Origin of the sequence: Chitinimonas koreensis (assembly GCF_014353015.1) — a bacterium.
Classification (GTDB): domain Bacteria; phylum Pseudomonadota; class Gammaproteobacteria; order Burkholderiales; family Chitinimonadaceae; genus Chitinimonas; species Chitinimonas koreensis.
Genome location: NZ_CP060704.1, coordinates 338,482 through 351,399, shown reverse-complemented (window position 1 = coordinate 351,399; position 12,918 = coordinate 338,482). Strand labels below are relative to the sequence as shown.

At 72.3% G+C, this 12,918-nt stretch carries 8 protein-coding genes; 2 read left to right on the top strand and 6 right to left on the bottom strand.

Annotation, left to right across the window (positions count from 1 at the left end):
• Positions 1-133: 133 nt before the first annotated feature.
• The 3 genes from H9L41_RS01425 to H9L41_RS01415 are packed head-to-tail and all read right to left on the bottom strand — an operon-like array spanning position 134 to position 3,795.
• Entirely contained in the window at positions 134-1,063 is a 930-nt protein-coding gene (locus H9L41_RS01425) for a DUF1186 domain-containing protein (RefSeq protein WP_028445781.1), read from the bottom strand.
• Complete coding sequence (locus H9L41_RS01420) at positions 1,060-1,779, bottom strand: class I SAM-dependent methyltransferase (RefSeq protein ID WP_028445780.1); 720 nt, start codon at positions 1,777-1,779, stop codon at positions 1,060-1,062. The genes H9L41_RS01425 and H9L41_RS01420 overlap by 4 nt, the downstream gene beginning before the upstream one ends.
• An 18-nt stretch (positions 1,780-1,797) precedes the next feature.
• A complete protein-coding gene (locus H9L41_RS01415; protein WP_028445779.1) occupies positions 1,798-3,795 on the bottom strand; it encodes a peptidase U32 family protein in 1,998 nt (665 codons plus the stop codon).
• A 425-nt stretch (positions 3,796-4,220) separates the two neighbouring features.
• Between H9L41_RS01415 and H9L41_RS01410 the strand changes: the two genes are divergently transcribed.
• On the top strand, positions 4,221-5,588 hold the full coding sequence (locus H9L41_RS01410; RefSeq protein WP_051318912.1) for a cytochrome-c peroxidase: 1,368 nt from the start codon (positions 4,221-4,223) through the stop codon (positions 5,586-5,588).
• A gap of 337 nt (positions 5,589-5,925) precedes the next feature.
• Here the strand turns inward: H9L41_RS01410 and H9L41_RS01405 are convergent, their stop codons facing one another.
• Positions 5,926-6,156, bottom strand: coding sequence for a hypothetical protein (locus H9L41_RS01405; protein WP_187523648.1), 231 nt, complete (start codon positions 6,154-6,156; stop codon positions 5,926-5,928).
• Positions 6,157-6,180: 24 nt separating this feature from the next.
• Between H9L41_RS01405 and H9L41_RS01400 the strand changes: the two genes are divergently transcribed.
• Positions 6,181-9,189, top strand: coding sequence for a DEAD/DEAH box helicase (locus tag H9L41_RS01400; protein ID WP_187523647.1), 3,009 nt, complete (start codon positions 6,181-6,183; stop codon positions 9,187-9,189).
• 194 nt (positions 9,190-9,383) lie between these two features.
• On the opposite strand, the gene H9L41_RS01395 is transcribed toward H9L41_RS01400, so the two are convergent.
• Positions 9,384-10,532, bottom strand: coding sequence for a hypothetical protein (locus H9L41_RS01395; protein ID WP_157461926.1), 1,149 nt, complete (start codon positions 10,530-10,532; stop codon positions 9,384-9,386).
• 163 nt (positions 10,533-10,695) lie between these two features.
• Positions 10,696-12,735, bottom strand: a complete 2,040-nt coding sequence (locus H9L41_RS01390; protein ID WP_265583918.1) for an NHL repeat-containing protein — start codon at positions 12,733-12,735, stop codon at positions 10,696-10,698.
• Positions 12,736-12,918: the final 183 nt, after the last annotated feature.

The window sequence follows — 12,918 nt, the reverse complement described above, 5'->3', positions numbered from 1 at the left end:
GACGAGCGCCAGCGAGGCTCCCCCGCGGCGGCGGGGGTGAGGGGGAAGGGATCAATCAGGGTGCGCCGCGGTCGAGTGTCTACTCACCTCGAACGCCCGGCCGCAGCGAGCGCACCACCCTATGCGAGTCCGCCTAGGCGCTCGCCCCGCAGCACTTCTTGTACTTCTTGCCGCTGCCGCACGGGCAAGGATCGTTGCGGCCGACCTTCGGCTCCTCGCGCCGCACCGGCTGCTGCGGCTCGGCCTCGCCGTCCTCGTCTTCCGCGTCGGCCTCGTCGAGATTGAAGCAGGCCCAGCGGCCGATCTCGCCGATCACGTCGCGCGGGTAGCCCCAGCCGTGCGCCAGCTCGTCGGCGCGGCAGGCTTCCCAGTCGCGCGCCAGGCGCTGCTGCGAGTCTTCCAGCGAGGTGACGCCATCGTCGATCAGGCCGTCCTCGTACCAGTCGGCCACCGTCTCGGCCAGTTCGCCCGCGCCGATCTCCTCCAGGGTCACCACCAGCTCGCCCAGGTAGTCGCTGCCGCTGCCCTGCTCGGGCTGCAAGTCTTCGTCGACCATGCGCTGCGCCTCGCGCTCGCTCTCGGCGCTCAGCCAGGCCAGCAGCTCGGCGCGCGGGTAGTCGCCCTCGAGCGCGCGCAGCGACAAGGCCCGCAGCGCCGCGGCGCGGCTCCAGAAATAGGCGCCAGCGTCGCTCGCCAGCGCCTGCAGCGCGGCCTCGCCGCCGTCGCAGGTGGCGGCCAGCGCGCGCGGCAGGCTCTCGGTCAGGTGGTCGCCCAGCAGCGCCTCGAGCGCGTCGCCGTCGAGCCGGGCGATCGCCAGCAAGGGCTCGAACGCCCGCGTGTCGCGCAGCGCGGCCAGGAGGTTGATGGCGTAGAGGTGCAGCATCCAGCCGGCCTCGTCGTCCATGCGCGGCCCGGGGTCGGCGGCGCAGGCGGCCAGCTCGGCCAGCAGCGCCGGCGCCATCGCGCCGGGGTCGGCCAGCACCGCGGCCAATTCGTCGGCCGGCAGGGCTTCGTCGTAGTGCTCGAGCGCCGGGCGGATCGCGTCCCAGGTGGTGGCGGTCATCGGGTTTCCTCGTTCAGGGGTTTGATGGCGACGCCGTTGACCAGCGTCTCCTCGCGGACTTCGGGCACCTTGCAGCCGATCCATTCGAGGAAGCCGAGGTCGGGCCGGCTCCACCACAGGAAGGGGTAGGACAGCCGCGCGTCGGGCAGGTCGAAGCCGGCACGGCGGATCATGGCCACGTATTCCTCGGCCGTGCGCTGCACCTCCATCGGGTGGCGGAACAGCAGCCGGATCGGCAGCGAATGGATGTAGCGCTTGGTCGACTCGGCGAACAGCAGCACGCCGCCGGGCTTGAGCACGCGGTAGAACTCGGCCAGCGCCTCCTCCTGCTCGACGATGTGGTGGAAGGTCTGGTGGCAGAAGATCAGGTCGAAACGGCCGTCGGCGAAATCCATGCGGGCGGCGTTGCCGGCCGCCAGCTCGACCTCGCACGGCGCGATGCGCGCATTGTCGACCGCGCGCTGCTCCAGGCCCGGGTCGGCGTCGAAGCCGACGATGCGGCGCGGCGACAGCAGCGCCGACAGCTCGGCGAAGGAATGGCCGAAGCCGCAGCCGACGTCGAGGATCTCGTCGTAGCGGCGGTCGGGCGGCAAGAGCCGGGCCAGGTCGGCCAGCGCGCGGCGCAGCACGTGGACGCGCCAGGTGGCGGTGCGCAGGAACCAGTTGCCGAAGCGGGTTTCCTCGACGAAGGGCGAGGCGGTGGCGGGGGTGGTCATGGACATCCTAGTCGGCGCTCAATGGGCAGCGGCCGGCCGCTGCTTGAAGAAGGTGATGGTCGAGACCGGCACGCTCGACGGCGCCGGCGAATCGAAGATGTGCGGCTTCATGGCGCCGACCACGTGCATCTCGCACGGCTTGCAGTCGAAGCGCAGCGTATAGGTCTCGTTGCCGGTGCGCAGCGTCATCGGCTCGGCCTTGACCTGGCCCTGCACGCCCTTCACGCCCTTGGCCTGCTTGGGGCAGAGGTTGTAGCTGAAGCGCAAGCAGTGCTTGGTGATCATCAGGCTGACCTCGCCGGCCTCCTCGTGCGCCTCGTAGGCCGCCGCGATCAGCTGCACGCCGTGGCGGGTGTAGAAGGCGCGGGCGGCCTCGTTGTAGACGTTGGCGAGGTAGCTCAGCGAGGTCTCCGGATAGGGCGCCGGCGGCTGCGTCTCGGCCTTGCGCGGCAGCCGCTGCCAGGCGGCGAGGCGGGCGGCCTCGAGCTGCTCGGCGGCGGCGCGGCGCAGGCCGTTGAGGACCGAGACCGGCGCGAACCAGGTCTGCCGCGTGGCCAGGACGACGTCGACCGCGCGGAACGGCGTGTTGCCGAGCGCGGCCAGCTTGTCGCGCAGCGTGGCGGCCATCTTGTCGGCATGCTGGGCCGGCTCCAGCGCCAGCGGCTGGCGCACGGTAACGGCGATGCCGTCCTCGTCGGTCAGCGTCAGCACCAGGCCCTCGGCGTCGTCCTCCAGCCGCGCCCACACGCCGATGCGGCGCTCGGCCGACTGGCGCAGCAGCGCCTGTTCCCAGGCGTGGTCGCGGTTGCGGTTCATGCCCAGGCCCGGCTTGAGCCCGGCCAGCGCCGCCATCGGCTCGTTGGGCCAGACGCGCCAGACGCCGAGCGCGGCGCCGTCGTCGTCGACCGTCTCGCCGACGCGCTGCGCCACGTTAGCCAGCAGGCCCATCACTTCGCGCTTCTTCATGTAGTTGAGGCCGTCGCCGTTGGCCAGCGTCTCGGCGGTAGCCAGCTCGAACCAGTCGGGGCCGAGCCGGGTGACGGTGCCCAGCGGCACGCCGACGAACTTGGGCGAATCGAAGGCGCCGATGTCGGCCTTGCGGCCGGTGACGAAGTAGTCGGTATGGCCGCGGTGGAAGTTCTTGTCGACGTCGGGGGTGAAGAAGATTTCGGTGCTGCCGCTGGAGGCGCGCGCCAGGTCCGGCCGCGCTTCGAGCAGCGCGTCGAGCAGCAGGCGGTAGTGGGCGGTGATGTTCTTCACGTAGCCCATGTCCTTGTAGCGGCCCTCGATCTTGAACGAGCGGATGCCGGCGTCGACCAGCGCCTCGAGGTTGGCGCTCTGGTCGTTGTCCTTCATCGACAAGAGGTGCTTCTCGAAGGCCACCACGCCGCCCTGGGCGTCGGTCAGCGTGTAGGGCAGCCGGCACGATTGCGAGCAGTCGCCGCGGTTGGCGCTGCGGCCGTTGTCGGCGTGGCTGATGTAGCACTGGCCCGAGTAGGCCACGCACAGCGCGCCGTGGATGAAGAATTCGAGCGTGGTGTCGGCCGGCACGGCGGCGCGCACCGCGCGGATCTTGTCCAGCGTCAGTTCGCGCGCCAGCACGATCTGGGAGAAGCCCGACTCGGCCAGGAAGCGCGCCTTGTCGGGCGTGCGGATGTCGCACTGGGTCGAGGCGTGCAGCTGGATCGGCGGCAGGTCGAGCTCCATCAGCCCCATGTCCTGCACGATCAGCGCGTCGACGCCGGCGTCGTAGAGCAGGTGGACCAGCTGCCGCGCCGGCTCCAGCTCGGCATCGTGCAGGATGGTGTTGAGCGTGACGAAGATGCGCGCGTGGTAACGGTGGGCGAAGCGGACCAGCCCGGCGATCTCGCTCACCTCGTTGCAGGCGTTGTGGCGCGCGCCGAACGAGGGCCCGCCGATGTAGACCGCGTCGGCGCCGTGCAGGATGGCTTCGCGGCCGATCTCGACGGTCTTGGCGGGGGCAAGCAGTTCGAGTTGATGGGGCAGCAGGCTCATGGCGAGGGGCGCGGACTTTGAAAGGGGCGGAAGGATAGCAGAATCAAGGCGTTAACCGCATCCCGAAGTGAGGGGAAAACCCGGCGCGGCTACGATAAGGCGGCGACACTGCCACCGAAGGTCGGGCTTCATGCCCGACGGCGCCGTCACGCCACGTCGCCGAAGCGTGACCGCAGGAGCGGCTTCAGCCGCGAATGGCGGCATGGCCACCGGCGCCATTCACGGCTGAAGCCGCTGCTACATGACGCCACACCGCCGCATGTCGCGACATCGCCGCGGGCGTCAGATCGCAGGCCATGCGCGGTATTTCTCACGCCCGGCCGCCGGACCCGCCTCCACGATTGCTCCACATTGTGCGCGCAACTTGGCCGCCGGGAGACCCCCCTCCCGCTCGCCAGCAACCGACCCGACGAGGATGCGCGCTCATGGAAAACAAGACCATCGGACAATTGATCCGCCGGCTGACCCCGCTGGCCCTGCTGGGCATCCTGCACTGCACCCTGCTGGCCGCCGTGCCCCCACCGCCCAGGCCGCCGGTACCGCCGCCGCCGGCCAAGCCGACGCCCACCCCGCAACCCACGCCGACGCCGGCCGGCGCGCTGTCCGCCGCCGCCAGCCTCGGCCGCGCGATCTTCTTCGACCCGGCGCTGTCGGCCTCGGGCCGCCAGTCCTGCGCCACCTGCCATGCGCCGGCACGCGGCTATGCGGCGCCGGGCAACCAGCCGACCCAGTTCGGCGGCGCCTCGCTCGAACTGCAGGGCCTGCGCAATACGCCGAGCCTGATGTACGCCCACTACACGCCGGCCTTCTCGGCCAGCGGCGCAGCCCAGGCGCCGGGCCAGCCGGCCCGGACCGGCGTGGCCGCCGGCGGCTTCCTGCTCGACGGCCGCGCCGCCAGCCTGGCCGCCCAGGCCCAGCTGCCGTTCACCGCACCGTTCGAGATGGCCAACCGCAGCTCGGCCGAGGTGCTGCAGCGGTTGCGCACACGGCCCTATTACACCCAGTTCGGCCAGGTGTTCGGCGCGGCGGCGACCACCAGCGGCGACGCCGCGCTGGCCGCCCTGGGCCGGGCGATCGCCGCCTTCGAGACCGAAGACCCGTCGTTCCACCCGTTCAGCAGCAAGTTCGACGCGGTGACGCGCGGCCAGGCCGCCTTCAGCGCGCGCGAAGCGAGCGGTCAGCGGCTGTTCAACGACGCGGCCAAGGGCAATTGCGCCGCCTGCCACACCGCCACCGCGGTGGCCGGGGTGCCGGCGCTGTTCACCGACCACAGCTACCGCGCGCTCGGCGTGCCGCGCAACTTCCGCATCGTCTACAACCGCGACGACACCGTGCTGCCGGCCTTCGCCCCGGCCAACGGGATCAACCTCGGCGCCCCCAACCACCCGTACTACGACATGGGCCTGTGCGGCCCGCTGCGCACCGACCTGTCGCGCAATACCGCGCTGTGCGGCCAGTTCAAGGTGCCGACGCTGCGCAACGTGGCGATCAAGCAGACCTATTTCCACAACGGCGTGTTCGACCGGCTCGGCGACGTGGTCGGCTTCTACGCCACCCGCGAGGCCGACCCGACGCGCTGGTACCGCCGCGCCGACGGCTCGCCCGACCAGCGCTACAACGACCTGCCGGCCGCCTACGCCGCCAACGTCCCGCGCGGCTTCGCGCCCTTCCAGCCGCGGCCGACGCTGACCGCCGCCGAGGTGCGCGACGTGATCGCCTTCCTGTGCACGCTGACCGACGGCTTCGATCCGCGCAATCCGGCGGCGCAGGCGGTGCCGGCGCAGTGTTTGTGAGCGCGCCTCAGCCGGCTCGCGCCGACCGATGCGTAGCGCGGTGTAGGTCGGACTTCTGTCCGACGGCGGCCTCGGTCGATGGCGCTCACGGGAAGGCCCGTAGGTCGGGCTTTACGCCCGACAGCGCCGCGAATGAAGAGCGCGGTCGGGCGTAAAGCCCGACCTGGCGGGAGCCGGCGATTCCCATGTAGGAGCGGCTTCAGCCGCGAATGCCGGCAGCGCCATACCGCCGATTCGCGGCTGAAGCCGCTCCTACAGGCGCAACGGACGCCAGTGCCGACGCGCTAGAATCGCGGCTTTTGCCGGGCCGCACGGTGTCTTCCCCGCCTTCCTACTGCTACCAGGACGTCGTCGACTGGCTCGGCGAAGCCGAAGTCCGCCAGGCCGAGCCGCTGGTCGGCACGGTCGGCCGCCTGCGCTGGTCGGCCGACGGCTGCCGGCTGCAGGGCGAGGTGCGCGATCCGGCGCAGCTCTGCCAGGTCGACATCGACTTCTCGCCGCCCGGCCCGCGCCTCGCCGCCGCCTGCTGTTCGATTGCAGTTGCCCGCTCGGCTACGCCTGCAAGCATTGCGCCGCGCTGCTGCTGGCGGCATTGCGGCAGGCGCCGCCCGAGCCGCAGCGCGAGGCCGACCCGGCCGTACTGGCCTGGCTGCGCGAGTTCGAGGCGCGCCAGGGCAAGCGCGCCGCCGCGCCCAGGGGCATGCCGGTCCGGCTGTTCTACCTGCTCCATTTCACTCCGCGCGGCGACGGCCTGGTCTCGTTCTGCAAGGCCCGGCCGCAGCCCGACGGCCGCCTGGCCCAGCACGGCGAACCGTGGAACAACCTCGACGGCGCGCTGCGGCGGCCGGCCGGCTTCATCGACGCCGACGACCGCGCCATCCTGCAATTGCTGCAACTGCAGGCGCCGGCCGAGACCTGGCTCGGCGGCGGCTACCCGCTGGCCGGCTGCAACGACCAGGCGCTGCTAGAACGCCTGCTGGCCACCGAGCGCTGCTACCTCGACGACGGCCGGCTCGGCCTGGTCGGCCCGCTGCGCGCCGGGCCGGCTCGGCCGGCCAGCCTGTGCTGGCGCCACGACGAACAGGCGCGGCAGCGGCCCGAGCTGGCGATCGAGCCGGCCGGCCGGACGCTGCGGCTGGAACGGCCCGCCTACCTCGACATCGACACCGCCCAGGTCGGCCCGCTGCTGCTCGACGGCGACTGGCCGCTGCTGCGCGAGCTGCTGACCATCCCGCCGCTCGGCGCCTTCGACCTGCCGCTGGTGGCCGAGGCGCTGCGGCCCTACCTGCCCGAACCGGCGCTGCCGGCCGCCGCCGCGCTGCCGACCGTCGATGCGGCGCCGGTCCCGGTCCTGCTGCTCGACAGCCTGCCGGTGCAGGGCATCAACGGCTATCGCGGCTATGGCCGGCAGTTCGGCGCCCAGCTGTTCGACCTCGCCCTGCCGCGCTTCGATTACGGCGGCCACCTGGTGCAGGCCGGCGACGGGCTGCGCCACGTCCAGGATGCGAACGGCCGGGCGCTGGCGCTGCGGCGCGATCCGGACCGCGAGGCCGCCTGGCTCAAAGCGCTGGCCAAGGCCGGCCTCAAGCCGGTGCCGGCCAGCAAGCTGTTCGCCAGCGCGCAATGGTTCGAGGCCGCCCGCGGCCTGCACGGCCTGGCCCGGCCCGAGGACTGGCCGCTGTTCATGCGCGACGCGCTGCCGCGGCTGGTCGAGCAGGGCTGGCGCATCGAGGTGCGCGACGGCTTCCGCCACTGGGCGCCCGAGCCGACCGACTGGCGCGCCGACGTGGCCGAGGACGAACACGGCTACGCGCTGGCGCTGACGGTCGAATTCGACGGCCAGCACCTGCCGCTGGCGCCGATGCTGGCCGACCTGGTGCAGCGCGAGCCGCACTGGCTGCTGGCCGAGCGGCGCGCGCTGCTGCCGGACGAGACCCCGGTGATGCTGCGCGGCGCGATGGGCCGCCGCGTCAAGGTGCCGGCCGGCCGCATCAAGCCGCTGCTGGCGACGCTGGCCGAGCTGTTCGAGCAAGCGAACGAAACGACGCTGCGGCTGCCGCTGCTCGACGCGCCGCGGCTGGTCGAGGCGCTCGAAGGCTGGCAGGCCGACGGCCTGGAGGCCGCCCGGCGCATGGCCGACACGCTGCGCCAGGCCGGCGCGGTCGAGCCGGTGGCGCCGCCGGCGGGCCTCGCGCTGACGCTGCGGCCCTACCAGCTGCAGGGCCTGGCCTGGCTGCAATACCTGCGCCGCCACGGTCTGGCTGGCATCCTGGCCGACGACATGGGCCTGGGCAAGACCGTCCAGGCGCTGGCCCATCTGCTGCTCGAAAAGGAAGCCGGCCGGCTCGACCGGCCGGCGCTGGTGGTGCTGCCGACCTCGCTGGTGCCGAACTGGCGCCACGAGGCGCAGCGCTTCGCGCCCTCGCTGCGGCTGCTGGCGCTACACGGCCCGCAGCGGGCGCGCGATTTCGACCGCATCGGCGAGCACGACCTGGTGCTGACCACCTACCCGCTGCTGTGGCGCGACCTCGACGCGCTGGCCCGCCACGACTACCACCTGCTGATCCTCGACGAGGCGCAGGCGGTGAAGAACGCCGCCAGCCGCAGCGCCGACGCGGTGCGCGCGCTGCGGGCGCGCCACCGGCTGGCGATCACCGGCACGCCGCTGGAGAACCACCTGGGCGAGCTGTGGGCGCAGTTCGATTTCCTGCTGCCCGGCTTCCTCGGCGATGCGCGCGCCTTCGCCCGGCTGTGGCGCACGCCGATCGAGCAGCACGGCGACGCCGAACGCCATGCGCTGCTGGCGCGGCGCATCCGGCCCTTCGTGCTGCGGCGGCGCAAGGACGAGGTGGCGCGCGAACTGCCGGCCAAGACGGTGGTGGTACGTGAAGTGGAGCTGGGCGAACGCCAGCGCGAGCTGTACGAGACGGTGCGCGCCGCGCTCGACGCCAAGGTGCGCGAGGCGGTGGCCGGCAAGGGCTTCGCCCGCAGCCGGATCGAGATCCTCGATGCGCTGCTCAAGCTACGCCAGGTCTGCTGCGATCCGCGGCTCTTGAAGCAGGACAGCGCCCGCGCGGTGGACGAGCGCGCCAAGCTCGACGCGCTGATGGCGATGCTGCCCGAACTGGTCGAGGAAGGCCGCCGGGTGCTGGTGTTCTCGCAGTTCGCCAGCATGCTGGCGCTGATCGAGGCCGAACTGCAGGCGGCCGGTCTGGGCTACCTGCTGCTGACCGGCGACACAGCCGACCGCGCCACGCCGGTGCGGCGCTTCCAGGACGGCGAGGCGCCGATCTTCCTGATCAGCCTCAAGGCCGGCGGCGTCGGCCTCAACCTGACCGCCGCCGACACCGTGATCCACTTCGACCCGTGGTGGAACCCGGCCGCCGAGAACCAGGCCACCGACCGCGCCCACCGCATCGGCCAGGACAAGCCGGTGTTCGTCTACAAGCTGGTGGCGGCCGGCAGCATCGAGGAGCGCATCCTGGCGCTGCAGGAGCGCAAGGCCGCGCTGGCGGCCGGCGTACTGGCCGACCGCGCGGGCGAGCTGCCGGTCTTCGACGAGGGCGACCTGGCGGCGCTGCTGGCGCCGCTGGGGTCCTGACGAACAGTCGTGCAGATCAACAGGGCGGTGCAGGCGCCAGGGGAACCCTGGCGCTCACCGTTCGTTAGAGCTGAAGCGACCGCGGCTTCCTGTTACATCCCTACCCTCCCGTCCCGCCGCCGCGGGGAAGCCTCGCTGACGCTCGTCAGTGACCCTGATGACGGCAGTGCTTTGTCGCCTCGGCTTGAGCTTGCTTAGCCAGTCTGCTTGACGGATTTGCGCTTCTTCGGCTTGGCCGGCTTCGCCGGGGCCTTCGGCGCCGGGACGGCGGCCGGGGCTTCGGCTTCTTCGGCCCGGTCCTTCTTCTTGCTGGCGAACACCGCGGCCAGCTCTTCCGCCGGATACCAGCGGCCGGCCTGCGGCGCCAGCGCGAACACCGGCTGGCCGAAGTTCGAGATGCGCATCGAGGTCTGCATCGCGAAACGTGCGCCCTTCTGGTCGACCCAGGAACGCGATTCGGTGCCGATCAGCCGACCGTTGGCATCGATCAGCAACTGGGCATCGACTTCCGATTTCGCTTCGCCCATCGCCATCTTGAGCAGCGCGACGTAAGCGGGCAGCTCCTTGTTGTCCGGCGCGACCCGGTCGAGCTGGGTCTGCGCGGCGCGCGCCAGGCCCTCGATCATGCGGTCGCTCAACTGGCGGTACTGTGCCGCGTCGAGCTTGAGCCGTACCTTGTAGGCCACGCCCTCGCGCCGCTCGTCCTCGTTGATCGGCAGCAGGGTGAAGGCATCGTCGGCGATGGCGGCGTAGGTGTCGCGCGTGGCCTGCTTCAGGTCGCTGCGCAGCAGGGCGAAGTCGAGCTTCTTCAGCGCCTCGGGCCCGCCCAGGCGGATCAGTTGGCCCTGCTTGTCGCGCAGGCCGGGCAGCATCCAGTCGATGGCCGAGCCGTCGAAATACACCGCCGCCTCCTTGCCCTCGAACAGCATCGGCAGCGTCAGCGCCGCCTCCAGGTTGGGCCGGGCGAAGCGCAGCGTGGGCGCCAGCTCGAGCCGGGCAGCGTCGAAGTCGACCGCGCCGCGCGCTTCGATGCGGAATGAGCGCATCGCGTCGATGCCGATGTCGATCGCACCGCCGGCCAGCTTACCGGAGGCCGACTTGTCGGCCGTGGCCGGTTCGAGCTGCTGCATCAGCTTGCCGAGCTCGCCGTCGCGCTGGAATTCGATCTCGGTGAAGCGAGCCGAGCCGGTGAAATTGAAGCCGCGCTCGAGGTACTGGTTCTCGACGGCAGCGCGCGCCAGCAGGTTGGCCGACTTGGGCGCGGCGACGGGCGTGCTGGCGCAGCCGGAGAGGCCGAGGAGCGCGGCGGAACAGGCGATGGACAACAGGTATGGACGAATCATCTTGGACGGATTTCGATCGGGTAAGGAGATGGTGAAACGACTCGGAAAGCCGCCGGCAAAGCCGCCAGGACGACGGCATAGGACGGGCGGGGCGCAAGTCTGCCGCCGGCGCGCGGCGGCGGCAAGCGGAGAAATGCCGCCCGCCGGCCCGATGGATGATGGCCTAGCGCAGCGTCAGCGCCAGCTCGCGCCGCGTCTCGTTGCCGGCCCGGTCACGGGCGACGGCGCGTATCAGGTAGTCGCCCGCCGGCAGGCCGGCCAGCGGCCCGTCCGCCGCTTCGGCCACGCCGTCGCGCACGCGGTGCTCCGCCAGGTAGCGGAAGCGGGTGGCGGCGCTGCCGTAGACCGTGATGCCGCTGTCGGCGGCATAGGCCACCTTGACCGCCTCGTCGTCGGCCGGCAGCCGCGAGAAATCGATGCCGACGCGCGGCTGCTCGAAACCGGTCAGCGGCGTGCCGTCGCCGCGCAACAGCTGGTAGCCGAGCGCATGCAGGCCGAGCCGGCGCTGCGGCCGGTTGCCGTCGACCTGGTCGTAGGCCTCGACCACCAGTTGCAGCGGCCCGCCGTCGCGCGCCAGCACCAGCCGGCCTTGCTCCAGGCGGCCGAGCGCCTTGCCCTGCCCGTCCTGCACGGCGATCTGCACGATGGTCGGCGCCACCCGGTCGGTGAAACCCAAGAGACCCAGCTCGAACGGATCGCGCATCGTCCACCCCGCGCCCAGCGCCAGATGGACGTGGGCCATGGCGTTGATGCTGCCGAGCGCCTCGCCGGCCCGGAAGCGCGTACCGCGGCGCACCCGCACGCGGCCCTTGCCGTCCAGGTCCTGCAGTTGCTGGAAACGGGCCGGATCGAGCGGCTGCTCGCGCGCATCGCGGCCGACCCGCATATGGATGTAGTGCAGCGCGCCCAGCGCCATGCCCTCGCCGAGCCGGCCGTAGCCCCAGGTCGCCAGCGGGTCGTCGACCTTGGCGTCGGCGATCGCCAGCACCGTCTCGCCGACCTCGCCGCGCACGTCGAGCCCGTTGTGCAGATGGTCGCGGCTCTCGCCGCGCGCGTTGCCGCGCACCTCGCCCACGGTGCCGACCACCTCGTGCCAGCCGTCCTGCGGCCGCAGGGGCCAGCGTCCGCCGGTGGCCGGCATGGGATCGGCCGGCGCCGGGCCGGTCACAACCGGCCGGACGGCGCCGGCGCGCGGCCCGATCCGGTGCAGCCGATGCGCCTGGCCGTCGCTGGCATGCAGCCGCCCGTCGCGATCGAGGGCCAGCCCGGCCGGCAGCGACAGCCGCTCGGCCGGATCGTCGCCGGTCAACGCCGTCAGCTCGCCCGTCCGGGCGATGCGCAGCAGCCGGCCATGGCTGGCCTCGCCGACATAGAGCGCGCCGTCGCGGCCGAACGCGATCGACAGCGGCCGCCGCAGCACCGCGCGGGCGTCCTCGGGAATACCTTGCGCCAGCGTGCTCACCTGGCCGTCGGGCGCCAGCTTGCGGATCGCGCGGTTGCGCGTGTCTGCGATCCACAGGTTGCCGCCGTCGTCGAGCGCGATGCCGCAGGGCGTGTCGAAGCGCGCCTCGGCGCCCGGGCCGTCGCGGTAACCGGGCCGGTCGCCGCCGGCCAGCGTGGCGACCGTGCCGTCGGGCCGGATCACCCGGATGCGGTCGTTGTAGGTATCGGCCACGAAGACGTTGCCGCGGCGGTCGACCGCCACGCCGACCGGCCCGTCGAAGCGCGCCTGGCCGGCCGGGCCGTCGCGGTAGCCGGCCGTACCGTCGCCGGCCAGGGTGCTGACCGTGCCCTGCGGGCCGATCTTGCGGATCGCGTGGTTGCCGGTGTCGGCGACGTAGAGATTGCCGGCCGCATCGCGGGCGAGGCCGGACGGCGTATGGAAGCGGGCCGCGGCGCCGGCGCCGTCGGCGAAGCCCTCGGCCGAGCCGGCCAGCGTCGTCACCGTGCCGTCGGCGCCGATGCGGCGGATGCGGTTGGCGTCGCCGCCGTCGGCCAGGTAGAGATTGCCGGCCTCGTCCGCGACCAGGCCGAACGGATCGTCGAACCGCGCCTGCGCCGCCGGGCCATCGCGCCGGCCGGCGATGCCGTCGCCGGCCAGCAGGTCGAGCTGGACGGGGCCGTCGAGGCGGAGCGGAACGGGGGCGGCGGTGGGTTGGGCCAGGGATGGCGCCTGCCGCTGCAGCAGCAGTGTGCAGCCCACGGCCAGACCGAGCAGGACGAACGCGAGGAGGACGAGAGTACGGCGAGACATGACCGGAACCTGCGGCAGAAGGTGGCGCAGCCTAGCCGGGCCGGCCAGCATTGAACAGACGAGCGACCCGGATTCACCGGGAGCGGAAAAGCACAAAGGCCGCAATGCGGCCTTTGTCCACGCGGTGCGGCG